This window comes from Nostoc sp. (assembly GCF_036919555.1).
GTDB lineage: Bacteria > Cyanobacteriota > Cyanobacteriia > Cyanobacteriales > Nostocaceae > Nostoc.
This window is the reverse complement of sequence record NZ_JBALCS010000047.1, coordinates 38,436-62,691: the sequence shown is the minus strand read 5'-3', so window position 1 is coordinate 62,691 and position 24,256 is coordinate 38,436. Positions and strand designations below refer to the sequence as shown.

At 42.7% G+C, this 24,256-nt stretch carries 22 protein-coding genes and 1 pseudogene; 13 read left to right on the top strand and 10 right to left on the bottom strand.

Annotated elements, in window-relative coordinates; genetic code table 11:
* Positions 1-17: 17 nt before the first annotated feature.
* The 6 genes from V7K36_RS13970 to V7K36_RS13945 all read left to right on the top strand — a co-directional run bounded on the left by V7K36_RS13970 (position 18) and on the right by V7K36_RS13945 (position 7,488).
* Positions 18-1,205 (top strand): glycosyltransferase family 4 protein, encoded by a 1,188-nt coding sequence (locus V7K36_RS13970; protein WP_335116577.1) that lies wholly within the window; start codon positions 18-20, stop codon positions 1,203-1,205.
* A gap of 176 nt (positions 1,206-1,381) precedes the next feature.
* Positions 1,382-1,819, top strand: coding sequence for a DUF6918 family protein (locus tag V7K36_RS13965; protein ID WP_335116575.1), 438 nt, complete (start codon positions 1,382-1,384; stop codon positions 1,817-1,819).
* Positions 1,820-2,101: 282 nt separating this feature from the next.
* Positions 2,102-3,016: a M23 family metallopeptidase gene (locus tag V7K36_RS13960; RefSeq protein WP_335116573.1), complete on the top strand. Its 915-nt coding sequence runs from the start codon at positions 2,102-2,104 to the stop codon at positions 3,014-3,016.
* A gap of 380 nt (positions 3,017-3,396) precedes the next feature.
* Positions 3,397-4,029, top strand: coding sequence for a DUF1003 domain-containing protein (locus V7K36_RS13955; RefSeq protein WP_335116571.1), 633 nt, complete (start codon positions 3,397-3,399; stop codon positions 4,027-4,029).
* Positions 4,030-4,593: 564 nt separating this feature from the next.
* On the top strand, positions 4,594-6,243 hold the full coding sequence (locus V7K36_RS13950) for an ABC transporter substrate-binding protein (protein ID WP_335116569.1): 1,650 nt from the start codon (positions 4,594-4,596) through the stop codon (positions 6,241-6,243).
* Between the two features lie 219 nt (positions 6,244-6,462).
* Positions 6,463-7,488 (top strand): ABC transporter permease, encoded by a 1,026-nt coding sequence (locus tag V7K36_RS13945; protein WP_334833955.1) that lies wholly within the window; start codon positions 6,463-6,465, stop codon positions 7,486-7,488.
* A 385-nt stretch (positions 7,489-7,873) separates the two neighbouring features.
* Here the strand turns inward: V7K36_RS13945 and V7K36_RS13940 are convergent, their stop codons facing one another.
* On the bottom strand, positions 7,874-8,182 hold the full coding sequence (locus tag V7K36_RS13940; RefSeq protein ID WP_335116567.1) for a hypothetical protein: 309 nt from the start codon (positions 8,180-8,182) through the stop codon (positions 7,874-7,876).
* A gap of 191 nt (positions 8,183-8,373) precedes the next feature.
* On the opposite strand from V7K36_RS13940, the gene V7K36_RS13935 reads away from it, so the two are divergent.
* From V7K36_RS13935 to V7K36_RS13915, 5 genes are all read left to right on the top strand, one after another.
* A complete protein-coding gene (locus V7K36_RS13935; protein WP_335116565.1) occupies positions 8,374-8,820 on the top strand; it encodes a hypothetical protein in 447 nt (148 codons plus the stop codon).
* A 21-nt stretch (positions 8,821-8,841) separates the two neighbouring features.
* Entirely contained in the window at positions 8,842-9,447 is a 606-nt protein-coding gene (locus V7K36_RS13930) for an AAA family ATPase (RefSeq protein ID WP_335116563.1), read from the top strand.
* A 136-nt stretch (positions 9,448-9,583) separates the two neighbouring features.
* Entirely contained in the window at positions 9,584-9,889 is a 306-nt protein-coding gene (locus V7K36_RS13925; RefSeq protein ID WP_335116561.1) for a hypothetical protein, read from the top strand.
* 18 nt (positions 9,890-9,907) lie between these two features.
* Positions 9,908-12,373: an ATP-binding protein gene (locus V7K36_RS13920; RefSeq protein ID WP_335116559.1), complete on the top strand. Its 2,466-nt coding sequence runs from the start codon at positions 9,908-9,910 to the stop codon at positions 12,371-12,373.
* 74 nt (positions 12,374-12,447) lie between these two features.
* Positions 12,448-12,837 (top strand): hypothetical protein, encoded by a 390-nt coding sequence (locus tag V7K36_RS13915; RefSeq protein WP_335116557.1) that lies wholly within the window; start codon positions 12,448-12,450, stop codon positions 12,835-12,837.
* A gap of 88 nt (positions 12,838-12,925) precedes the next feature.
* On the opposite strand, the gene V7K36_RS13910 is transcribed toward V7K36_RS13915, so the two are convergent.
* Together V7K36_RS13910 and V7K36_RS13905 are read right to left on the bottom strand one after the other, a co-directional pair.
* On the bottom strand, positions 12,926-14,041 hold the full coding sequence (locus V7K36_RS13910; RefSeq protein WP_335116555.1) for an ABC transporter permease: 1,116 nt from the start codon (positions 14,039-14,041) through the stop codon (positions 12,926-12,928).
* Between the two features lie 109 nt (positions 14,042-14,150).
* Entirely contained in the window at positions 14,151-15,032 is an 882-nt protein-coding gene (locus V7K36_RS13905) for an Npun_R2479 family HD domain-containing metalloprotein (RefSeq protein ID WP_335116553.1), read from the bottom strand.
* Between the two features lie 233 nt (positions 15,033-15,265).
* On the opposite strand from V7K36_RS13905, the pseudogene V7K36_RS13900 reads away from it, so the two are divergent.
* Together V7K36_RS13900 and V7K36_RS13895 are read left to right on the top strand one after the other, a co-directional pair.
* Positions 15,266-15,502: pseudogene (locus V7K36_RS13900) on the top strand (efflux RND transporter permease subunit); the annotation flags it as partial.
* 1,171 nt (positions 15,503-16,673) lie between these two features.
* A complete protein-coding gene (locus V7K36_RS13895; protein ID WP_335116551.1) occupies positions 16,674-18,341 on the top strand; it encodes an MBL fold metallo-hydrolase in 1,668 nt (555 codons plus the stop codon).
* A 71-nt stretch (positions 18,342-18,412) separates the two neighbouring features.
* Here the strand turns inward: V7K36_RS13895 and V7K36_RS13890 are convergent, their stop codons facing one another.
* The 7 genes from V7K36_RS13890 to V7K36_RS13860 all read right to left on the bottom strand — a co-directional run bounded on the left by V7K36_RS13890 (position 18,413) and on the right by V7K36_RS13860 (position 24,101).
* Positions 18,413-18,724, bottom strand: coding sequence for a DUF6679 family protein (locus V7K36_RS13890; protein WP_012408115.1), 312 nt, complete (start codon positions 18,722-18,724; stop codon positions 18,413-18,415).
* Between the two features lie 613 nt (positions 18,725-19,337).
* A complete protein-coding gene (locus V7K36_RS13885) occupies positions 19,338-19,556 on the bottom strand; it encodes a hypothetical protein (RefSeq protein WP_335116549.1) in 219 nt (72 codons plus the stop codon).
* Between the two features lie 333 nt (positions 19,557-19,889).
* Positions 19,890-20,678, bottom strand: coding sequence for a Nif3-like dinuclear metal center hexameric protein (locus V7K36_RS13880; protein WP_335116547.1), 789 nt, complete (start codon positions 20,676-20,678; stop codon positions 19,890-19,892).
* Positions 20,679-20,764: 86 nt separating this feature from the next.
* Positions 20,765-21,514, bottom strand: coding sequence for a hypothetical protein (locus V7K36_RS13875; RefSeq protein ID WP_335116545.1), 750 nt, complete (start codon positions 21,512-21,514; stop codon positions 20,765-20,767).
* A gap of 270 nt (positions 21,515-21,784) precedes the next feature.
* Positions 21,785-22,198, bottom strand: coding sequence for a secondary thiamine-phosphate synthase enzyme YjbQ (locus V7K36_RS13870; protein WP_335116543.1), 414 nt, complete (start codon positions 22,196-22,198; stop codon positions 21,785-21,787).
* Between the two features lie 274 nt (positions 22,199-22,472).
* A complete protein-coding gene (locus V7K36_RS13865) occupies positions 22,473-22,655 on the bottom strand; it encodes a hypothetical protein (RefSeq protein ID WP_335116541.1) in 183 nt (60 codons plus the stop codon).
* Between the two features lie 363 nt (positions 22,656-23,018).
* Positions 23,019-24,101 carry a glycosyl transferase gene (locus tag V7K36_RS13860; protein ID WP_335116539.1) on the bottom strand — a complete coding sequence of 361 codons (1,083 nt, stop codon included), beginning with the start codon at positions 24,099-24,101 and terminating at the stop codon, positions 23,019-23,021.
* Between the last annotated feature and the right edge of the window lie 155 nt (positions 24,102-24,256).

The window sequence follows — 24,256 nt, the reverse complement described above, 5'->3', positions numbered from 1 at the left end:
GTCGGGGAGTCTAGTAGATGAAGATATTGGTACTGAGTTGGGAGTTTCCGCCAAGGATTGTTGGGGGAATTGCACGGCATGTAGCGGAGTTATACCCGGAACTGGTAAAGCTAGGGCATGAAGTTCACCTGATTACGGCGGAGTTTGGTCAGGCATCGATGTATGAGGTAGTTGAAGGAATAAAGGTGCATCGGGTGCCAGTCGGACATAGTAACGACTTTTTCCACTGGGTAGTCAATCTCAACCTGAGTATGGGAGATCATGGTGGTAAGTTGATTTTAGAGGAAGGGTCTTTTGATTTAATTCATGCCCATGATTGGTTAGTCGGAGATGCCGCGATCGCTCTCAAGCATAATTTTAAAATACCGCTAATTGCCACAATTCACGCCACAGAATACGGACGCTATAACGGTATTCACACAGACATCCAAGGCTATATAAATGGCAAAGAAATCTTGCTAGCTTACAACGCTTGGCGGATTATCGTTTGTAGCGACTATATGCGCCAAGAAGTAGAACGATCACTACACAGTCCTTGGGACAAAATCGATGTCATTTATAACGGTATCCGAGCTGAAAAGAAACGGCATCACGTAGATTTTCATCCTCTGGATTTTCGCCGCCAATTTGCCACAGACAATGAGAAAATCGTTTACTACCTCGGTCGGATGACCTACGAAAAGGGTATACCTATATTGCTCAATGCCGCACCCAAGATCCTGTCTCAAATGGGAAGTAATGTTAAATTTGTAATCGTTGGTGGCGGCAATACTGACCATCTCAAGCGCCAAGCCTGGAATTTGGGAATTTGGCATCATTGTTATTTTACAGGTTTTGTCTCCGATGAATACTTAGATAAATTCCAAACTGTCGCTGACTGTGCAGTTTTTCCTAGTCTTTACGAACCCTTTGGGATTGTGGCTTTAGAAAGCTTTGCTTCTCGTGTTCCTGTAGTAGTTTCTGATACAGGTGGTTTTCCGGAAGTGGTGCAACATACCAAAACAGGCGTTGTTACTTGGGTGAACAATCCCGATTCTTTAGCTTGGGGAATTTTGGAAGTGTTGAAAAATCCAGGTTATCGGCAATGGCTGGTGGATAATGCTTATGAGGATTTAGAGCGGCGCTTTAGCTGGCCGAAATTAGCCAAGCAAACCGAAGAAGTTTATCAGCGAGTTGTCCAGGAGCGATCGCAAATTGCGTGGTAAGTCCTGAAGTAATCTCAGAGCTTGCAGCGCACGGGCGAGGTAGTCTTTTTGAGATTGCTTGGGCGATCGCCTTATGTTCATAACATCCTCTAAGTCTGATACCATTTTCTGTAATTTCCTGCTTACTAAAAAAATCAGTCGAATAGAAATTAAGTACTTAGATAAGGAAAAGTCAAATGGGACTTAGCGACGGACTTTTGAACCCGACCAAAAAGGCTATAGTCATAAATGACTGTTGCAACATGATAGAAGGACAGCTTGCATCCAAGTCAGGTATGAGCGGCATCGCTTTGAAAACTGCCTTCGCCGCCCTAAAGGGGGTCAAGCCAGGGTATATCCCCTACGTGGTTGAGCAAATCCTGCCGCAGTGCTTCACAGCACTTGATCCCATCTGGAATCAAGGCGTAGAGAAAGGCGATCCAATTGAACACCTGAATGCGAATCGCACTCATACGGCAGATGCGCTACTGGGTGTCACCGATGCGAGAGTTAAGAACGCAAAGCGCCAAATCGTCCGAGGAACCTATGAAAAACTTCGCGGTTCCGCCAAAAAGCACGTAGAAGAAGCAGTGCCAGAGTTGGCAAAAATAATCAGTAATTACACCAGTATCTGAGCCAGAAGGGAAAAATTATAATAAACGTATGCCGCCGTTCGATGCATCGGTGGCTGGCATACGGGGCAGAAATTATATCGTGTCCGGTTAAAGACTTATCAATTTACAGCTATTTTCAGGTAAATAGACCACGCAGTAAGGGCATGGCATTGCCGTGCCCCCACGACAGATGTGGTTCAAATACATGAAAACTGCTGTAATTTCCTGATATATACCGAGTAAGTTTGAAATAACAAATAATCAGAAACTATCTGAATTATTGTTTTAATCGGCTTACAACTTATGAAAAAAGTTACCGTTTATCGATACCGTACTTATGCACTAATTGGGTTAATATCCTTAACCAGCATATTAAGTACAACTACATCTGCCCTGACACAGTTAGCAGGCGATTCCCCAATTGGGCAAACTCCTATCCCTGCTTCTAAGTTAATCTGGCCGACTCAAGGGTTTATTTCTCAAGGCTTCCGCAAATATCAACATGAAGGAATTGATATTGCAGGGGCAGCTGGAACTCCGATTCTTGCTGCTGCATCCGGTATAGTTGTAAAAGCAGGTTGGGATGATTGGGGATTAGGCAATGCCATAACTATTAAACATCTCGACGGCAGCCTTACTGTTTATGGTCACAATCGCCGTTTGTTGGTGAGCAAAGGTCAACAGGTCATTCAAGGTCAAATTATTGCCGAGATGGGATCTACAGGCAATAGTACAGCACCTCATCTACACTTTGAAGTTCATGCAAATGGTCTAATCGCAGTTGACCCCCTTCGTGTATTGACATCCTTAACCGCAAGTGTTACTTCTGATTCTAAAGTTCAACAAGTGGATAACCCGAACCGCCCAGTCTCGCCACCCCCAGTAGTAAAGCAAGTTTCACCTTCACAGCCAATTGCAATAGATTTTGCACCTGTTAGCACTGATATTAAATGCAATGGAATTACCATTATTGAGGGTGAGACTGCAAGTATTCGTGTAAAAGTCTGTGAAGAAAATGGTCAGTTATTTTATATTGGGCAGTTAAAGCAAGACCTAAGTAAGCCGATAAAAATAGCAGCTTTGAATATTGGTAAAGGCAGATATCGAGCAGATAATGGTAGTTTTTATTATTTAGTCAGCCGTGAAAAAGTGGAAGTTTGGCGAAATGACAGTAAGATTCGTTCTGACAGTTTTTATAGTTTAACGAAATCGCCATAAATTCCCCAATTACAGCAGAATTCAGGAGTCAAAAAGGCTTTTTGTCTGGCTTATAGACCAAAAGACTGTATTTCACTAATTTGCAATCCGCTATCTATATTTATGTATGCATTTTATCCCTTGTTTCAATCTCTAATAGGAATTTTAGTTGATTGCAATCCACGCGATCGCTAATTGCTAAATCGGGAGTATAACTGGACGTATACGGCAACGCGATGATTTAGTAGTTAATTTTACAATTTGCAAAGATAATTTACTTAAGTTACCCTAAATCATTAGCACCATCCCCAACAGTCATAATAGTGTTTCCCATCAGGGAAGCTTCGCTATTAAGGATTTGAAATCGGAAGTTCTACCCCATTCATCAAGTCAGACTACCAATGCAAACCAACAATAAATCAAATCCAAGCGATTTACCGCAAGTATCGTGTCAAACACATCGTCAAAACATTCTTCCCACTGCCCCATTACCAGAATCTATTAGTAAAAATATTGAGACTATCATCGCATTACACAGACGTTCCGAAAAAAATGTCCCACAACACCAGCGCCTTGTAGAAACAATAACCGTCTTTTTTGGTCGTCCTGTATTCCTGTATAGCATTCTGCTTGGGATTATCCTCTGGGTAACACCCAATGTTTTACCACGACGTTTAGCCATACTAAGATTTGATCCTTTTCCATTTCCTTGGTTACAATTTTCACTGACTGCGGGTTCATTGTTGGTGACAACAGGAGTATTGATTAAACAAGAGCGACAAGAAAAGTTAGCAGAGCAACGGGCGCAGCTTAGTCTTCAACTCAACCTGCTCTCTGAGCAGAAAATCGCTAAACTCATCAGTTTGGTTGAGGAATTACGCCAGGATATTCCTAATGTCAAAAATCGGTCTGACCCGGAGGCTGAAATGATGAAATCCCCAACTGACCCGCACGCAATTATAGATGTATTAGAAGAGACTTTAGCATCCGAGTTAGCAAGTTTCTCGACCCAAAAAACATCAATTGAAGAATAATAAAGCAAGCGTAGTCAAAGAAGCTGATGTTTCAATCCCTAATAGGGATTTTAGTTAATTACGATTTTTTCTTCTAGAGTAGGAGCGGAGAATAGGACTGTTTCAATCCCTAATAGGGATTTTAGTTAATTGCGATCGCACGCGTCTGAAAGCCATGTGTTATTTGGTTTTCAAGGTTCAATAGCGCGAACAGAAGAATCATAACATCAGGAATGGCAATTGTGCAAGCTGACGGGGCGACAAAATAAGCTAAAAAGCTTACGAGACAAAGAATGCAGCAATTTATGCTAGAAAAAGATCGGTCTAGTTTTGTCAAGATTTAGTCACGGATTTAATGAAATTAAGTCGCAATAAGTGCAAGTATTATCAACGGGGTCTTAGGGCTATGGAGCTTATTTTATTTGTATCCTAGCCTTTTTTGTCCCCCCGTCAGATCATATCTACTTGTTGGAGCAAAATCCTGTATCAAAAGTGGGTAAATTAGTAATTAATTGTAATAAATGCTATAAGACTAGCGAAGATATAGTATAATCGCTGACCGATCATTACATAAAATTTAACTGTATGACCTGGTTTTCCTTGTCCGTGAAACGGTGGGGTCGGATTACACAATTCCTATCTTTGTTCTGTCTATGTTTATTATTAGTTGTTAGTTGCGCTCCTCGTCCTCAGCCTTCTACGCCACCATCCGGTTCTGTAAATAGCCCTACAGGTGATGGTCGTATTACTATAGGTACAACAGCAAAGCCAAGAACCCTTGATCCGGCTGATGCTTATGAGTTAGCATCTTTAGGTTTGGTGTTTAATATGAGCGATCGCCTCTACACCTACGAATTAGGAAGCACAGAAATTAAGCCCCAGCTAGCTACAGCATTACCCAAAGTCAGTCAAGATGGCTTAACTTATACCATTCCCTTACGTCAGGGAGTGATTTTTCACGATGGGACTCCCTTCAACGCCCAAGCAATGGCATTTACCATCCAGCGATTTATTGAAAATAAAGGAAAACCCTCATTCTTACTAGCAGATGTAGATTCGGTAAAAACTACAGGCGAGTATGAGTTAACCATTAAGCTGAAAAAGCCTTTTGCAGCGTTTCCTTCACTGCTGGCGTTTCCTGGGGTGTGTGCAGTTTCGCCAAAAGCTTACGAAGTAGGTGTTGGTAAATTTAAGCCGAATATTTTTGTGGGAACTGGCCCTTACAAGTTAGCGCAGTATGGCACTGATTCACTGCGATTTGATGCGTTTGATAAGTATTGGGGAGAAAAACCAGCTAACAAGGGTGTTAACGTCCAAATTCAAACAAGTCCGGTTAATTTGTTTAATGCTTTCCGTACAGGCGCAGTCGATGTAGCTTATCTATCGCTGCAACCAGATCAAACTCGCAGCTTGGAAGAAGGTGCTAAAAAAGGGGATTGGCAAGCGATTATTGCTCAGGGTAGTGTAGTAAGTTATTTGGTATTAAACCGGAATCAAAAGCCTTTAGATAAATTAGAGGTAAGACAAGCGATCGCGTCAATAATTGACCGTCCACTTTTAAACGAGCGAGTGTTACTTGGTCAAGCAGATCCGCTTTATAGCATGATTCCCACAACGTTTAATGTTTCTGTGCCATTATTCAAAGATAAATATGGCAATGCTAACTTTGAGCAAGCTAAAAAATTGTTAACTACTGCTGGTTTCTCCAAAGAAAATCCCGCAAAAGTTCAAGTTTGGTATCCTTCTAGTTCGCCTACTCGTAGTTTGGCAGCACAGACACTCAAATCTCTTGTTGATGCCAAAATGGATGGAATCCTGCAATTTGAAGTCACCCCCGCCGAAGGGCCAACCTTCTTTAAAGACATTTCCAAAGGTTTATATCCAGCAGCTTTACTTGATTGGTATCCAGACTTTTTAGATCCGGATAATTACGTCCAGCCGTTTTTATCTTGTGACAAAGGTTCAGTTGCTAAGGGATGTGAAGATGGAGGCAGTCAAACTCAGGGTTCGTTTTACTATAACGAAGCTATAAATAAACTGATTGATCAGCAACGCAAAGAGCTAAATCCCGAAGCGCGTCAGAAAATTTTTACAGAAATTCAAACGCAAGTAACTACTGATGTACCTTACGTTCCCTTATGGCAAAACAAAGACTATGTATTTGCCCAAAAAGGTGTTAGTAGCGTACAACTTAACCCCACCCAAATTTTGGTTTACCAGACAATTAAAAAGTAAGTTGAGAGTTAGGAGTTAGGAGTTAGGAGTTAAGAGTTAGGAATTTTCAATTAGACTTCTTGCAAAAGTCACAAAATCACGAATGTGATTCTGATTAAAACAGAGAATTGCACTTCACTGTATACAGCCATTAAATAATTTATTCAAGCTACCTATCTATCTTAATTTCTAACTCCTAACTCCAAATTATCAACTTCTAACTCCTAACTAAATAAAAATATGTCTCGTTCTAAAGCTTTACAGTATTACATTGTTTCTCGGTTGCTTCTCGCGCCACTTCAGCTATTAACGATCATCACTATTGTATTTCTCTTACTAAGAGCAACACCAGGAGATCCAGCAGATGCAATTCTCGGTGGACGTGCGCCAGAAGCTGCTAAAGAAGAATTGCGAAAACAACTAGGTTTAAACCTTCCTCTGTGGCTACAGTATCTAAACTATTTGGGAAGCATACTGCGCTTTGACTTGGGAACATCTTTAATGAGTCGGGGAGAGAATGTTTGGGACATAATTGGGCAATATTTCCCGGCGACGGTGGAGTTAGCAGTATGTAGTATGGCGGTTGCACTCATCGTTGGGATTACGGTTGGGACTCTTTCGGCTTCCCGTCCTGGAACATATTTTGATGTCGGTGGGCGCTTGTTTGGGATCATCACCTACGCACTCCCCATGTTTTGGGCGGGAATGCTTTTGCAGTTGATTTTCTCAGTCCAACTGGGTTGGTTTCCTAATTCCAACCGCTTTCCGCCCAATCTTCCGGCTCCCACTACTGTGACTGGATTGTATACAATTGATAGCTTACTGGGTGGAAACTTCACTCAGTTTTTCACATCTTTGCACCATCTTGCCCTACCGAGTCTCACGCTAGGAATTTTGCTCAGTGGGATTTTTGAGCGAATTGTGCGAGTGAATTTAAAGCAAACCTTGCAAGCAGATTATGTAGAAGCGGCTAGAGCCAGAGGTATTGGTGAAAATAAGATTTTAGTCTCCCATGCCTTAAAAAATGCTTTAATTCCAGTAATTACAGTCTTGGGATTAACCTTTGCGTCTCTGTTGGGTGGCGCGATTTTGACAGAGGTGACATTTTCTTGGCCTGGGTTAGCCAATCGACTGTATCAAGCGATCGCCGATCGCGATTATCCCACAGTCCAGGGAGTGCTAGTATTTTTTGGTGCGATCGTTGTGAGTGCCAGCATTTTAATTGATATTTTAAATGCTTATGTAGATCCGCGAATTCGATATTAGAGCATCGATTTAGTAATCAAAAACCTCACCCTAGTTATGCTACGCAAAACCTGTCCCTCTCCTTAGTAAGGAGAGGGATGTCCGTTAAGACAGGCTGAGGTTTTGTTTTGGTTAATGTGATGACTTGTGTGTACAGGCAACTGAAATTACTGCCCAACATCCAAGATAAAGTAGAAAGTATTGTCAACAATTCTGTTGCTGCCAATATATTTAACAATAGGTATGTTGACTCGGTGCTGTCCTGGTTCAAGCTTCCAGCTTTTTTGGAAGTTCCCAATATTATGACAACTAGCATTAATCGGGAAGTTACTAGAAGTAAAAAGACCATTTTCATAACTCTCAACTCCATTTTTAAACAGATACGCTTTGACTTCTACTCGATTGACTAGAGCTTGAGATGGTATGCAATAACTGAGGTTGATAATCTTAGAGTATCTTTAGCTTTTAGAGGTATGCGATCGCCATTTTTCACTTCTTTAGGTTCATCACTATTAACCTGCACCGTAAGATTATCAACGCATACTTTAGCGGCAATAACTTTGTCACATGTTGTAGAAGTGAGAGTAGGAGAGGGCTTTGGTTCTGGAGAAGGCTTGTTGTCACGCCCCATTATGGCAGGCACTCCGACAGTTGCTATGGTGGCAGTGGCAGCGATCAGAGCAAGTATAAGCTGTTGTCTAAAAGTTGTTGTCATTTCTCAAACTCCTTAACTTTTCTGCTGTAACACCATAATCACTTGAGACACAGGCTCTATAGGTAGGCGTTAGTAGGGAGTTTGAGTGATTAAATTTTTGTAGGGGGAAGTAGGCAAATGTAGGTTTGTAGGGTAAAGTATTACACTAATGGCTAATTTTAAAATTTACTCTGCCAATTCAATTACGCCTAATGGACTCACAAGAAGCGTTAGCATTCATCAATAGACTGCTTGCGGAAAAGAGAAAGCAAGTTTTAAATCAATTGGAAGAAAAGCTATTTTTAGGGATCTGGGCAGATCAAACTTACTCACAAATTGTTGCTCAAACTCATCACGCCTATCAATATGTGAGAGAAGCCGGCGCGGATTTATGTAAAAAAATCACAGAAGATTTAGGAATAAGAGTTAGTAAGAAAAATTTTACAAATCCAATAAAATATCGATATCAACAGTATTCGGTACAAGTTTCACCTTTTCAAGAACCAATTGCAGAACTAACCAATCCAGCAGAACGGGATGAATCACAGTCACTTTATCTATCACAGCAAAATCATAATCCCTTCATGCCCCAAAACGGCAGAATAGAAAACCTGCAACAGTTTTTTGGACGGAAACGCGAAATCCAGTGGGTATTTTAAGTCCTTAACAGTGGTAGCAGTGTGGCTCTTATAGGAGAAGAGGGAATGGGTAAGTCCTCTTTGTTATGGGTGATTTACCAACAAGCGAACAATCACCTACAATCAGCACGTCAACCAGTTTTTCTAGACTTAAATGATGGAGTTCATAATGAAGATGAATTCTATATCGCTTTGTGCGACAAGGTAGGTATACCTGAGAGTAAAGGCTATAAGCTAACTCGTAATTTGCGAGAGAAAAGAGTGCTATTGGCTATAGACAATTTAGGAAAGTTTACCTGGGAAGGGTTTACTCGCCAAGTTCGAGATCAATTGCGCGGTTTAGCTGAAGGACGTGATGCTTCTTTACGGTTGATTTTAGCTGCTAGCGAACCTCTGAACAAGCTATTTAATGATAGTCAGGATAACGGTAAAACATCGCCACTTGCAGGCATTTGCCAAGAGGAAAATATAAAACCTTGGGATGAAATCAGCGTTCGTGCTTTTATTATCAGCCGTCTAGCCAGAACTTCTGTGAGTTTTACTGAGGAGGAAATCATCCAACTCATCCAAGAAAGTGGCGGACATCCTCGCAAACTGATGCAATTATGTTATCGAACTTATTCGCGGTATTTGGAGAGTTTGCAATGAATGACACCACTTTGACCTCTCCCCCAACCCCTCCCCTCGTAGGGGAGGGGAGCAAGATTACTCCTACTCCCCCTTCCCTCATAGGGAAGGGGGCTGGGGGGTTAGGTTCTTCACAGGTGATGATGGAGGTTGAATAATGACCCCTGTACCCCGCCTAGACTTAGCGCCCAAGTTGAGGCGTCCCCTCTCGTTGTGGAACCCCTTAGATTATCTGCGACTTTTGTACTGGGTGTTTTTCTTTCCCCAGGCTTTGCGCTGGTATGTGGATAGATTCGGGGGTGGGTATATTCCTGAAGGAGAAATGAATTGGCGCAAGGGATGGGAGTTATTGCGTCAAAATCCTATTCAACGTCAGTTACTTTTCCAAGGATTAGTTTTGACAGTAGTTACACCTCTAGCTGTAGGTCTAATTTTTCAGGTAGTAAACATTCCCGTTGACTGATCCAGCGTGGCGGGAGCCGTGGCAACAGCCGTGGCGTTCGGCGTGGCGGTAGGCGTGGCGGTAGGCGTGGCGGTAGGCGTGGCGATAGGCGTGGCGGGAGGCGCGGTACCCGTGGCGATAGGCGTGGCGGTAGGCGTGGCGGTAGGCGTGGCGGTAGGCGTGGCGGTAGGCGTGGCGAGAGCCGTGGCGGTAGGCGTGGCGGGAGGCGTGGCGTTCGGCGTGGCGGGAGGCGTGGCGGAAGGCGTGGCGAGAGGCGTGGCGGGAGGCGTGGCGGGAGGCGTGGCGAGAGGCGTGGCGAGAGGCGTGGCGGGAGGCGTGGCGGGAGGCGTGGCGGGAGGCGTGGCGAGAGGCGTGGCGATAGGCGTGACGTTCGGAGTGGCGTTCGGCGTGGCGTTCGGCGTGACGGGAGGCGTGACGGGAGGCGTGGCGTTCGGCGTGACGGGAGGCGTGGCGTTCGGCGTGACGTTCGGCGTGGCGGTACTGCGTCCAGAAACCTGGCTTATTGGCTCACCTTTAAACTTGCGAATCATCCAAAACGGTAGTTGGCGACTCCTCCGTATCACTCCGCTTCCCCTTCCTAATCTTGTTTGGCGCTTGGAAAATTGGTTGCAAAATGATTGGGAAACAGGTTTACATAATACTAATGAACTGCTGGCATATACCCTACAATTCATTCCTGTTGTCCAAGCAGTCAATAGAGTTCTTGCCAAAATCCGCTCAGAGCAACTTATTTGGGCTGTCTCTCAACTGGCGGCAAATCCTTTTGATTGGAATATAGTACGTTTTGCTTCAGCTTCTCTAGATGAAACCCTAAAGTCAACCTTTGTCAAAACTTTCTTCTCTTTGCGCGGGTTCTTTTTCTTCTCTCCTTCTTGGCGAGAAGGTTTACAGGCTCGTTTTAACACAGACATTCGCTTAGATACTCCTGCTCGTGCTGCTGCTGCTGGTTTCTGGCATTTGCATGAAAAAGAACTAGCGAGAGCAATAGAGGCTTTTGCTGTATTGCGTTCTCTACTCTATGGCGAGGAAATGTATACCCTTGCTCAAACTCTAACGGCGTTTGATAAAGCTCAAAAACCAGCCTCTATTGCTGCTATCCAAGTTCCTCCTTTTCCACAGGAACCTCTTTTACGTCCAGTTACCTGGAAAGTTCTAGCTAATCTGCGTCGAGTTGTTGAGGATGTCCAGTTTGTAGAGCGCAGCGTCTCACGTTCAGCCAAGTCTTTAGCTCTCAATCGAGCATTAGGCGAACTGACAAAAATCCTAAATCAAGCTGATACCTTGCCGCAAGCAGAGCAAGGGTTAATTATAGATATCGCTCAAACTTGGAGAGAAAACCTTTTAAAAATTACTGGTGAAGTGGGGGAAATTTCCATCACCAAGTCTGTGGTTAATCCCTATGTTGTAGGCGACCCCGTTCAAGGTCATCTCTTCGTTGGGCGAGAAGATATCATCAGACAGTTAGAAGAATTCTGGGTGATGGGTAATCAACTCCAGTCTGTAGTTCTCTATGGTCACAGGCGCATGGGCAAAACTTCCATTCTGGTTAACGCTGCTAACTGTCTAGGCTCACAAATACAGTTAGCTTATGTCAACTTGCTACGTTTGGGAGATAGTCCCCAAGGTGTGGGTGAAGTGCTAATGGCAATTTGTGATGAAATTTCTCAAGCTGTGAAACTTCCACCACCAGCTGACGCTGATTTACTAAATCTCCCTTACCGGACTTTTGAACGTTATTTAAAACAGGTGGAAGCAAAGCTAGATGGTGGGTTAATCATCGCCTTAGACGAGTTTGAGAAAATTGAAGATTTAATTGAAGCGAACAAAATCCCTATAGATTTTATGGGTTTTCTGCGGGGGTTGGTGCAAATGAGTTCTAAAGTTGGCTTTGCCTTTGCTGGTTTGCACACTTTAGAGGAGATGACAGCAGATTACTTCCAACCTTTCTTTGCTAGCGTCATTCCTATTCATGTAGGCTTTCAAGAACGTGCAGCTACCCGCCAAATTCTCGCTAACCCAGGTAATGAAGACTTCTCCCTCGACTACATCCCGGAAGCTTTAGATGAAATTTATGTTTTGACACATGGTCAACCATATTTAGTGCAACTGCTGGGTTTTCAACTAGTGCGCCGCTACAATGACTTTGTTTTTGAGCAAGGACGACCCCGTGAGCCAGTTTTCACAGTGGAAGACGTGGAAGCGGTTATCAATGACCCTGAGTTTTTCAAGCGGGGACGCTACTACTTTGATGGGGTTTGGGGTCAGGCGGCGCGGGGTGCAAATGGTCAGCAGGTAATTGTACAACTACTTGCACCTCACCCAGAGGGGTTAAGTCTGGATGTCTTGGCTCAGTCTACAGGTATGAACTATGCCAATTTAGAGGAAGCGCTGAATACTCTGAAGCGTCATGATGTCGTTGAGGAAAATCAGGGAAGCTGGCGGATTATGGTGGAACTGTTTCGCCGTTGGGTTTTGCTGCAGTAGCGAATAGAAGGCGAATGGAATTCGCGGCTACACAGGCAAAGTCCGCGAAGGCGGACTAATCTTAGCGATCGCATTTGCTACTTCGGCGATCGCATTTGCTACATCAGCGATCGCATTTGTTACTTCAGCGATCGCATTTGCTACTTCAGCGATCGCATTTGCTACTTCAGCGACAGCATTTGCTACTTCAGCGATCGCATTTGCTACTTCAGCGATCGCATTTGCTACATCGGCGAGCGCATTTGTTACTTCGGCGATCGCATTTGTTATTTCGGCGACCTCATTTGCTACTTTGGCGATCGCATTTGTTACTTCGGCGATCGCATTTGCTACTTCAGCGATCGCATTTGTTATTTCAGCGATCGCATTTGTTATTTCAGCGATCGCATTTGTTATTTCAGCGATCGCATTTGTTATTTCAGCGATCGCATTTGTTATTTCGGCGATCGCATTTGCTACTTTAGCGATCGCATTTACTATATCGGCGATCGCATTTGTTCTTTCAGCGACAGCATTTGCTACATCGGCGATCGCATTTGCTATTCTAAGAGCTTATCTTCTTAAACTACGGGGGTCGAGGGCATCTCTTAATCCATCACCGAGTAAATTGAATGCTAACACTGTGAGGATAATCAGCACAGCCGGCGGCCAAATTAACCAAGGTTGCAGTACCAAAATTGAAGCATTGCTAGCCAGAGAAAGCATATTGCCCCAAGAGGGGTCTGGTTGTTGAATTCCCAAGCCGATCAGACTCAGTATCGCTTCTGCACCAATAAAGCTGGGAATTGCAAGAGTAGCAGAGATAACTATATAACTAGCCGTTTGCGGCAAAACGTGGCGGAGGATGATATAAAGTGGATTCCCGCCCATTGCGCGTGCCGCTTGGACAAATTCTCGCTCTTTAATTGATAATACCTGTCCGCGAATGACCCGTGCTAAACCAGCCCAGCTAATAACCGAAGTAATCACCACAATCAGCAAAAAGCGCTGGGTGCTGCTTAAACCAGCTGGTAAGACTGCTCCCAAAGTTACCAAAAGATAAATACTAGGGAAAGTCATTAACACTTCTGCCAAGCGCATAATCACGCTATCAGTCACACCGCCCAAATAACCAGAAATTCCACCGATGAGCAAACCGAGGGGATAGGTAATGATAATGCCAAAAATCCCGATAAACATACTGATGCGACCGCCATGCAGGAGGCGACTAAATTGGTCGCGCCCTTGGTCATCAGTGCCGAAGATATTGAATTTTGCGCCAGTTGTTGTACCAAATAAATGCCAATTTAAGGGAATACCAGCAAAGATTGTGACTTCATCCCACTTCGGGGGTAATGGCAAACTCATCTGCAACAATCGGTATTCTGGCCCGGAGACAAATAGATGCAGGGGTGAGGGCTTTTTGAAGTCTACAATGATTTGGCGATCGCCTGTTTCTAAATTTGTGTCCCCCTGAGTCGTCGGATAAACATGGGGCCCGATAAACTGCCCTGACTGAGAAACCCAATGTATCTTAGTTGGTGGCAGCAGTGAACCATTAGGCTGTGAAGCATAGGGGTCATAAGGAGCTACCAAATCAGCTGCAATTACTGCTATGTAGAAAACTAACAGCAAAATTGCCCCAAATCGTGCCAAAGGATTTTTCTTCAGTCGTCCCCACCAATCCATAGTAGTTAGGAGTTATAAGTTATGAGTTATCAAAGTTTTATCTTAATTCATAACTCATTCATGATTAATAATTCTTAACTCCCCACTCCCCATTCCTAACTCCTAACTCCTAACTGCCAACCTCTAACTTCTCTAAATACTGCTGCTGTTCTTGCTGTTGTTTTTCGTGTTCTACAACAAACACATTTGAGTAGAGATTAGCCAGAATTTGTTTTCCCTGCTGTGTCAGTGATAGATAATGCAGTCCCTCTTGAATATAAGGAAAGACACCATTCCAGTAAAACTTAGCGTAGTTATTACGTAAATCGGCAGGGGTTTTATAGCCCAAAACTTTATTTACACCAGTTTCTTCAAACTCGTAAAATAAAGAAGTAATTTTCTTCAAGTAACGCGGGTCACTTAGTTGCCCAATCAAATCAGCAGCACGTACTATTCCTGCAAAGCACTTTGTATCTTGCTGATCTTCTGCCGCAGGCACAGGAAATCGAGTCAATTCAATATTGCTCTTAATTGCCTCAGCATCTATTAACTTGTGACCTCCAAAGCGCTCATCAATAAAAAGCTTGGCTCTATCAACATGATACGGTGTGAGACTGGCATCAGAAGCGCCAGACACTACAGAAATCATTCTGCCATTTTTACCTGTGGAATATAAGTCTATTGCTTCTCGGTCTTGTCGGCAAACTCCCTTAACGTAGCCAATATCATGACACACTAAGGAAATAATACAATGCAACCAGTCTTCACTGGAAACACCGCCTTCTCTAATGTGTTTGCCACGTAAGATTTCTTGTCCCACTAGGGTTACAAGGACGGTGTGTTCAACATTGTGATAAAGAGCGTCGCTATTGGCAATATTTTCCAAAGCCATGTTACCAGCCCAAGCGATAATGTCCTGATAATCATTTTTGAAGCAGCCATAGGTGCGACGGTAGCCTTCTCGAATTTCATCTACAAAGGCATCAATTAAAATTTCAGTGGCATTGAACATATCTGGTTACTCTGGTAAATACCAATTATTTATTGATTTGATTGATTTCAAAATTCCATAATCAGGGCTACCCTTGCTGGAATCTAGGGTAATGGAGTTTGCTCCTTTGTAACTCATTTGTAGCTGTGGACGCTAGCTTTACCTATGCTTGGATTGCATGGTATGGCCAGGCTTTCTGGCAACACAAAGGCTTTAGAGGAATTATGGGTTGCGTAGAAAAAAGAATTTGCCAGATTCTAATCACTTCTCTGGTAACGATCGCTGGTATTCTGCCCTTATGATTACGAATCGGCGCGGGTTATGAAGTTCGCCAACCAATGGGAATTGCCATTATTATGGGCGGTTTTACAACTTCCACCCTGTTGACACTGGTGGTAGTGCCAGTGAGATTTAGTTACATTGACAACTTTCAGAATTGGATTATCGATAGATTGCGCTATGGCTTTGGTAAAAAACCATTCCGCCCATAATGCCCAATGTTCCTAGTGAGCGATTCATCGCTCATAGCAAGGTTTATCAGAACTAAAGTCCTTACTACTCGCGGGAGAGTCTTTGATACTCATGGGCAAGTATTAATATCAAATTTGTTTACTCAGAACTTAGACCAGTCCCCACAAACGCCTCAGAATGAATTCTGAAGCTCATAGCTAAAGTCGTTCTTTAGAAGACTGAGTAAGGTTTGTAGTCCATTTGAGTGGACTTGCGCTATTAGCCTGAGAATTTATTCTCTGGCGGGATATGGGGCAGGTGCAAGATATAACTTTAATTTTTAGGCGGTTGTTGCGAACTAGATAAATGGGGCATTGAGCATTGGTTTTTCTCGTTTGTCTCTCCAAGTTGAATGCGCGATCGCTTTGATGGATGGCTATGCTCGGGTGAGCAACTTTAAACCAGAGCAAGTTTAGGGTTAGGATATCCCAGGAAAGTGAGTATCCCGCCGTTTGTCCTTTTTCGATTGAGCAGATTCTAGATGGAGATTTTTACGGACTGTAGAGAATTGCGTAGGCGTAGCCCGTCGTAGACATCGCACTCATATTGGTTTGCATCTAGATTGATGGACAGGTTGACCGAAAGGTTCTACAATTTGACTGATTGCGGTAAATTTACCTATTGCCCAATCCACATAAGCATAGTAAAGATTTTCTAGTGATTGCGTTTTATTGCGGAAGTACTAAATTAATATAGGAAAGTCTTTGAGTTAAGGGACAGCAAACAAATGGACGTAAAGCTGATTCTAGCTGGATTAACAGTTATATTTACGCTTTCGTGCTTATTTTTTGGCACGAAAAATGGATTCTATGATTCAGATAACTATCACGGCAATGGCTCCGCACATTGAGATAAATCTGTAGATGCTTGGGCGACTTACCGTAGGGTGAATTGGCTAAGATAGCTCAGAACTTACAAAGGGAAAATAAACAAGAGCCAAACTCCTTTAGCTCCTAATATTGATGGCTTCTTGTTAGCCCACCTTTCCGAACCAGTGCGGGTTCGGTGGAGGCGTCCTCCCCAATCAAAAATCCGTATTCTCAGGGTGTAGGGGCGCACGATAAAACTTACCCCTAAGTCACAAAACCAAAATTTGTGTAACTTTTGGCTTTTGGGATATGTCCATGATGATGAGGTTTGAGGGGAGGAAGCATGAGGGATAATCTGTCGGCATCTTCTCGCGTAGATGCTGCGGAAGCGGGTAGTGAATTAGAATGTTTGCCCTATAGTGTCCAGCATGACAATGAGGGCTTGTGTTTATTGGTGAAAATGGGACCACACCGCATCTTGTTGGACTGTGGTTTGGAGGATATTTCATCGCTGGCTAAAGGACTTACTAACTCGGTAAGTGAAACTAGTTCGCCCCTACCAGCAGATTTAGTTTTGATTAGTCACGCCCACCCAGATCACGCCAGAGGCTTACTGGAACTGCATAAAGCTTTTCCTAAGTTACCTATTTATGGTAGTGAGGTGACTAGCAAATTACTGCCGCTGAATTGGCTAGACCAAGACGCTGAGGAAATTTCCCAATTTTGTCACGCTTTGCCGTTGCGATCGCCTGTGGAATTACAAGAGGGTCTGGTGGCAGAATTATTTCCCGCAGGGCATCTACCAGGGGCAGTGGCAATTCTCCTTACCTACACCACCAAGCAGCGTACTTACAAGTTACTGTATACAGGTGACTTTTTCCTGTCAAACTCCCGGTTGGTAGAAGGTTTGCGTTTAGAGGAATTGCGGGGCTTAGACTTAGATGTACTAATTATTGAAGGCAGTTATGGCACATCCCGTCATCCTCATCGCCGCAACCAAGAAAATCAACTAGCAGAGCGAATTAATCGGGCGATCGCTGACCATTGTTCTATAATCCTTCCCACCCCGGCTTTAGGATTAGGTCAAGAATTGCTAATGCTCTTACGATCTCATCACCACTTCACCGGACGAGATTTAGATATCTGGGTAGATGGGGCTGTGGCCACTGGGTGTGATGCCTACCTAGAACTGCTACCACACCTCCCTCCGTCCGTACAGAACTTCGCCCGCCATCAACCCTTATTTTGGGATGAACGGGTGCGTCCCCGCGTGCGTCGTTTACAACCAGAACATCGTCCCACTGTGGGCAAGTCACCTTGTATAGTCCTTACCGACTCTAAAGATGATTTGGGTAAGCACTGCCAACTAGACACCGGCCCTTGGCTGATCCTCCTACCAGAAACAATTGATATAAAAGTTAACAAAGAATATTTAGCGCCTACCAATGTCGAAACCTATCTTTTGGCTCAACATAGTGATGGTCCTGGTACTACGCAGCTAATTCATAATTTGCGACCCCAGCACGTCATTTTTGTCCATGGTTCTCCTGCCTACTTGGCAGACCTGACTAGCTTAGAGGAGTTACAAAACCGCTACCATGTACATTCCCCAGCAGCTAACACCTTAGTAGAACTACCCATCGGCGATACCTTTTTACAACCAGCAGCACCAGAAACTAACTACGAAGGCGAACTGACAGAGGTAGGAACAGTAATCACCATCACCATACCCAACGTGATTACTGCCGATCCGCGTTGGCGGCAATTTGCCGATACTGGTTTAATCGAAGCTCGTTGGCAAGGGGAAGAACTAGTATTAAGGGGATTGTCTCAACGAGAACTACTCAACCAAAATAGCGATCGCTATACATGGACAGATATAGACTGTTGCGGTACTTGCCGACATCAAAGGGGGCAGAAATGTTGGAACCCAGCTTCCCCGTTGTATAACTTTAAGGTAACTCTAGAAGGTTACTGTCCTGCCTTTGAAGGTTTGAATGAGAGCCAATAGTCATTAATCCGATGTCCGTTGTCATTTTTAATTAATGACTAATGACTAATGACTAATGACTAATGACTGAATTATTCTGGATTCGAGTCAGTGTAACGGTTGTGGATGCGTTCAGCTTCAGGACAATCTTCAGTCATTAGAGGTTCCACATTACCACGTGGTACTGAAGCCAATTTTTGCGTTACAGCACCAATGCTCTCGAGGCGAACCATTTCTTCCCAAGAACAAACTTCGTCTTCTTCTTCTGTTTCATAGCGTAGGGTCACTAAATCTCCCTCTATGTCGATGATGCGGGCGCGTTCAATCCAGCGTTGCTGGTCCCGCAAGAAAACACATACCTCGCGCCCATCGCAACACAGTTGATAAATCTTGCGGTGTAGCATGTATTGTTTCTGCCTTTTTAAACAACGTAGTTAAACCTGTCAAAATCTGGGTTCTACCCCATTACATTACACCTTTAAGAGGTTAATTTCACCGTTCCGAACAAGTATGCTTCATGAACCAATCCCAAGATTTGCTTGTAGTTGTCAAAATATCGGGAAATGTTGGGTCATCAATCAATGGTTGCTCTAGCAATGAACTTAATCTCCCTCTGGCTCGTTCTAGGGAATGTCTGCTTAATAAAAGTCAAACAATTCGGTACCTGTCCTAACCAGGTTTATATTTGTTGGTGAGTCATTATTACCATTATGTAATAAAGAATACTCCAAAACAATCGTTGATTGCGGTTGTTTAACTTGCCTACTTTTAATCATTGGCATTACTGGGAAGTCCGGGGACTTGATTTTACTTTTACCCACTTGTATCTGATCTTAACTCATTCTCTTGCTGACCTTGATGGTTTTCAACAACAAGACCCAATGAGTTTTGAGTTTTTAAGGTTTTTGCCTGATCATAACTAAGAAAAAAGCAACGGAGTATAAGGAAGAGACAGAAAGGCAAAGGAAATAGGGGCAGAGGGGAAAGACAATGAGAAAACCATCTTCTGTGGGAGTATCAACAACATTTATCTGGTAGGGGAAATTCCATAAGCACATTCGACGAGGAAGCTTCTCGTTTAATTTGACCTGCCCTAACTGCATTGTATAGGGTTGCCAGGGCTGACAAATCCTGCTCATTCCAGCATTTAGTGGCCAGCACTTGCTGGAGTAAACCCTCAGATTCAACACTAAGATATCCAGTTTGGAAGGCAGATTCAACAAGTGTGCGAATCATCTTGATTAGGGCAGAGTGAACAATTTGTTACCTCAAGTGTGGAACATTTTCTTCTGCTACTAGTTGATATGGAACATAAGTATTATGTGATTATAGTTACACATAAGTGGTGATTTTGATCACAATAATGGGTCAGAATATTAGCTCTCGGTGCGTCTATCTATTAATATACGGGATTCATAGTATGCGGTAGGGCATTCCGTGGACTTAAAAGAAAGCTCAACGCCAGAGAAGCAATAGCTGGACTGGTTGAAATGCCCAGACTGTACTGCTTGCAGTCAGTGTAGGAGTATGTCACCCAAGTATCCAAAAAATATAGTGAAACATAAGCAATCAAGCAAAAAACTGGCGGAAGTCTTCATCTTTTTGACTTAATTGCACCCAGTCTAGGTTTAAGGACTGGAATTTTTGCACCAAGCGATCGCAAGCAGGACGTTCGGTAGCATAATGTCCGGCATCGATTAAAATAAGATTGCAATCGCGGCTTTCTTGAAACTGATGAAACTTACAGTCAGAAGTCAGATAAGCTTGAGCGCCAGTTTTAGCTACGGCCCCAATGTAACTAGCCCCTGAACCACCCAAAACGGCAACTCGTGAAATTGTTTGCTGTAAATCAGCAGTTGGGGAAAAAATCAAATTAGGGGAAGCAAGTCGGGTTTTAATGGCTATGAGTAATTCCTGTAATGTCAGAAATGGCTCTAGCAAACCAACACGCCCATATCCTAATCCGGCTTGTGTAGGTACTATGGGAGTAACTTCTTTGAGTTCTAATATCTGAGCCAAAACGTCAGCAGTACCATCCTGCACTTGGTCAAAATTAGTGTGAGCAGTGTAAATACCAATATTGTGAGTAAAAGCTAACCGTACCATTTCGGCGATCGCTTCACCAGTGCGTAAAGATTTGGGAGGAGTAAAAATTAATGGATGATGGGCAAATATCAGATTAGCATTCAGAGCGATCGCTTCCTGCATTACTGCCAAAGTCGGTGTCAAACACACCAAAACCCGTGCTTTTTCCTGCAAAGCTCCAGGTTCAATCTGCCAGCCACAATTATCCCAGCTTTCACACCAAGCGGGATTTGCCCATGCTTCAAACCAAGTAATTAAATCAGGAATTTTCATACTATATTTCCAGGCAATTATTTTGTATGCAGCAAGCTTGCCTTTTAAAGCGTTCCATTTTTGAATTTTGAATTTTGAATTTATTATCAGTGTCTCTGTGGCTGAATATCTAATTTTAATGCTAATTGCTGGCGCATTTCCTGGAAAGGTTTGTTCCATACAGGGCTAGCATTCCAGTTCCACGCTGCTACTGGGATAAGTTGTTCTTCAGCAAGATAAGTTAGCAGACGATATTCATCTTCTGGTTCACGAGAAAAAGTGAAGGGATTGCGGTAGCCAGTATCACACAGTTTATAAGATGTGATTTGACCCTGACTAATACGTTGTAAAAGTTCTTTACCTTTGACGAGCAAATAATCTAAAAAAACCAGACTAAAAGGCTCTATATGTGCGCGTTTTTGTGGCTCTTTTTGTACCCATCTTGCCCAGTCAAATCCATATATAAAATCGTGAACATAACGGAAGCGCATTTCCGTTTTATTTCCGAACATCTCCGTCAGGCAAACCATCTTTTCACCAAAAACTGTTAAGAAAGGAACAGCGCCCTCATCTGCGATTAAAGCTTGTCTAAGCATACTACTTACGAGAAAATCAAAATCCCAGAAGATATTTTCTGGAAAATTTCGTAACTGAGTATACACTATAGATTCGAGAGTTGCCTGAAGGGTTGTGAGGAGTTTAATATCGGTATTTTGTTCAGCAATCAAATTTCCCAATTCGGCAAAGCTGGTAATTAATGTTTTTTGGGGATTAAGTGAGAATAGGTTTACAGACTGCTGGGCAAGGATTTCGTCAATAAATTGGAAAGTATGAGTTGGTGTCAGTTTTTGCTTCATAGTAATTGAAATAGCCCAGGCAGCTTACACTAAATATTAGTGTACATTGGAATAACTATATTCTTAAATAGTCACAAATAAACTTAACCTTTAAATTTACAAATTGACAAGAATTATTTAGTGTATATCTGGTTAATTTTGGAGCAATAATTTTTATGAAAAAGCTATCACCGTGAAAATTACGAAATTCTACCCAAAGGGTACGCAGTATAACCAGGGTATTTAAACTCTACAAAACTACACCTTAAATAAATAAAACTTGATAATTCGCTATCCAGAAATGTGGACAACCAATTCTCTTAAATAACTACGCTGGCGATGTTCCCAAATATAAATTCCCTGCCAAGTTCCCAGCACCAAATGACCACAATTAATCGGGATATGTTCCGAAGTGTGGGTAAGTGCGGTACGAATATGCGCTGGCATATCATCAGCACCTTCTGCATCGTGGATGTATTTTCCCGATTCTGGGACGAGTTTCGCCATAAAGTTAGCTAAATCCACAAGAACATCAGGATCGGCATTTTCTTGGATCACTAAACTGGCTGAAGTGTGGCGTAAAAATAGAGTACAAAGACCAGTTTCAACTCCTGATTCTGCAACTATGGCTTTAATTTTTGCAGTGATGTTGTAAAAAGATTTACCAGTGGTGGAAATTTTTAGTAACTTTTGGTAGTGACTCATTTCAAACAGTAATTATTGATGAAAGTAAAAGCTAATTAGCAGTTGAATCTGCTTGATTTGGTTGTTCTTCTGCCGTTGGTTGATTGCTAGACTGAGTATGTCTTCTCCTAAAGAGGCTCAACACCGCATTTACAGAATTTCTTAGTATATCGGGGATTATAGGTGTACTAGGTAGATTGTGAAGACAAAGCTGTAATGTTATCTAGGTTCGGCTCTGGGAGTTTTAAACCCTTTTTAGAATATTTTGTATCATTTTGGTTGGTATTCATGGTTTTTATAGTTCAGGAATGAAATAAACTGTTACTTGATGTAACAAGGCAAAGACAGCGATTCCGGCAGTCACACCAGTAGCATATTTCAAGGCTAGGGAAATATCGTCTACTTGCTTCTGATTATTATTATAAGTCTCTCTGAAGTCAGCTAACATCTGTAAATTGTATTCTTGAGGTATAAACATCAAATAATCTTCTGGAAATTTTAGCTTTTCTTTATTTCCTTCGTTTTCTTCCTTTTTTTCTAGATTGGGACTAACAAAAAACTTATGTGGCTATAAAGCGCAGATTAGTAACAGAAAGTTGATGGAAAATAATAATATCTCTAACGCACTGAAGATACTAAATATAGTAATCAATCTCGATATTGTTAGAAAAGTTAGTATGGCGCTGTTTGTGACAAATAGAATATTCATCTTGGTGATTAAAATTTGCCGTTCTTCCTTTTGCCTTTCAATCACTCGACGCACATCTTGACTGGCTAATTCTAAAGTTTCTTTATCTACTATTGGAGATTACATTATTAATTGACGTTGTTTTGAATAGCTTTATTTTGTCTGTAAATAATTGAGAACAGCATGAGCGATCGCTTCATTACCATCCTTAGCAATTGGTTGAGATTTTTTCGGTGGTTGGAGTAACTCATGTAGAAAATCCCAAGTGCCTTGAAAAAACTCAGATGAGGTGATAATTTGATGCTGGTTATAATTAGTTATGCCTTCTAGTATAAAACTTGCTTCGGCAAAGTCATCACGCGGCATGGTAACGATAGGTACTCCTAGTAGTGTGGCTTCAGAAAAAGTGCTGTAACCGGGTTTAGAAACGACTCGCCCACAAATAGGCATAAAATCTACAGGGCGATATTGACGATCGCTAATTTTCACCAAATTAGGTAAATCAGGGGCAGATTGATCAAAGACGATGAATTGCCAATCTGGAAATTGCCGTAGGTTATAATATGGTATTTGCTGCAAACCCAAGCCGCCAAAGGTCAACAAAATAGTTCTTTCTACTGGTGCAGTTATTCCCCAAAGAGAGCGTAAATCATCAGCAGAGTGACGGGGAGAACCGCCTGTTAAGCCGACATCTGTGATATTGTTAAAGGCTTGCATTGGTTCATGGAAAGGGAGACGAAACAGGCGATCGCACTTTGAGTACCAATCACTAATCCAATCAGCAATTGCGGTAAATTCACCTCCCCAATCCCGGTAGATAAAGTCCCAACCAAAGTTACTCATCATCCAGCAGGGAATATTTGCAGCTTTGGCAAACCCAGGAGCAAGAAAGGGAATATCTGCCAAGATGAGATTAACGCGATTTTGGCGGATAAAATTCACTTCTGAGGCAATCAGGGAATTTTGATGCTTCTTAATATCGAGCAACTTTTCTAAAGTCGCTACTTTATCCATTGTCAAACTATCGGTTTGCAACACACCCAAATCAAATGCACGGGGACGATAGATAAAATCGCCTTCTATATAGCATTCTAGCAACCAGCGTGGGGCAGTAGTCGCTAGAATTAGCAGAACTTCTGGGCACAACTTTTGAATTGTCGTAGCTACAGAAGCCGTGCGAGCAGCATGACCAAAGCCGTGGTTAGTTATGGCTAAGTATAAGATTGGGCGTTCCATTTTAAAGTTAGGGGTTAGGAGTTAGGAGTTAGGAGTTAGAAGTTAGGAGTTTGGAGTTAAAATCATAATTGCTCAAGGCTATTTCATTCTCATCTATATGACTCATATCTGATTTCTGAACAAGATTTCAGATAGAACCCTGATCAAATAGGCTT

Excerpts from the sequence above, each read along its gene's own strand:
- V7K36_RS13960 (WP_335116573.1), top strand. The coding sequence starts at position 2,102 with ATGAAAAAAGTTACCGTTTATCGATACCGTACTTATGCACTAATTGGG.
- V7K36_RS13865 (WP_335116541.1), bottom strand. The coding sequence starts at position 22,655 with ATGTTTATACCTCAAGAATACAATTTACAGATGTTAGCTGACTTCAGA.
- V7K36_RS13970 (WP_335116577.1), top strand. The coding sequence starts at position 18 with ATGAAGATATTGGTACTGAGTTGGGAGTTTCCGCCAAGGATTGTTGGG.
- V7K36_RS13880 (WP_335116547.1), bottom strand. The coding sequence starts at position 20,678 with ATGAAAATTCCTGATTTAATTACTTGGTTTGAAGCATGGGCAAATCCC.
- V7K36_RS13955 (WP_335116571.1), top strand. The coding sequence starts at position 3,397 with ATGCAAACCAACAATAAATCAAATCCAAGCGATTTACCGCAAGTATCG.
- V7K36_RS13925 (WP_335116561.1), top strand. The coding sequence starts at position 9,584 with ATGACCCCTGTACCCCGCCTAGACTTAGCGCCCAAGTTGAGGCGTCCC.
- V7K36_RS13890 (WP_012408115.1), bottom strand. The coding sequence starts at position 18,724 with ATGCTACACCGCAAGATTTATCAACTGTGTTGCGATGGGCGCGAGGTA.
- V7K36_RS13870 (WP_335116543.1), bottom strand. The coding sequence starts at position 22,198 with ATGAGTCACTACCAAAAGTTACTAAAAATTTCCACCACTGGTAAATCT.
- V7K36_RS13945 (WP_334833955.1), top strand. The coding sequence starts at position 6,463 with ATGTCTCGTTCTAAAGCTTTACAGTATTACATTGTTTCTCGGTTGCTT.
- V7K36_RS13950 (WP_335116569.1), top strand. The coding sequence starts at position 4,594 with ATGACCTGGTTTTCCTTGTCCGTGAAACGGTGGGGTCGGATTACACAA.
- V7K36_RS13965 (WP_335116575.1), top strand. The coding sequence starts at position 1,382 with ATGGGACTTAGCGACGGACTTTTGAACCCGACCAAAAAGGCTATAGTC.
- V7K36_RS13875 (WP_335116545.1), bottom strand. The coding sequence starts at position 21,514 with ATGAAGCAAAAACTGACACCAACTCATACTTTCCAATTTATTGACGAA.
- V7K36_RS13905 (WP_335116553.1), bottom strand. The coding sequence starts at position 15,032 with ATGTTCAATGCCACTGAAATTTTAATTGATGCCTTTGTAGATGAAATT.
- V7K36_RS13940 (WP_335116567.1), bottom strand. The coding sequence starts at position 8,182 with ATGACAACAACTTTTAGACAACAGCTTATACTTGCTCTGATCGCTGCC.
- V7K36_RS13935 (WP_335116565.1), top strand. The coding sequence starts at position 8,374 with ATGGACTCACAAGAAGCGTTAGCATTCATCAATAGACTGCTTGCGGAA.
- V7K36_RS13860 (WP_335116539.1), bottom strand. The coding sequence starts at position 24,101 with ATGGAACGCCCAATCTTATACTTAGCCATAACTAACCACGGCTTTGGT.
- V7K36_RS13885 (WP_335116549.1), bottom strand. The coding sequence starts at position 19,556 with ATGATTCGCACACTTGTTGAATCTGCCTTCCAAACTGGATATCTTAGT.
- V7K36_RS13895 (WP_335116551.1), top strand. The coding sequence starts at position 16,674 with ATGAGGGATAATCTGTCGGCATCTTCTCGCGTAGATGCTGCGGAAGCG.
- V7K36_RS13910 (WP_335116555.1), bottom strand. The coding sequence starts at position 14,041 with ATGGATTGGTGGGGACGACTGAAGAAAAATCCTTTGGCACGATTTGGG.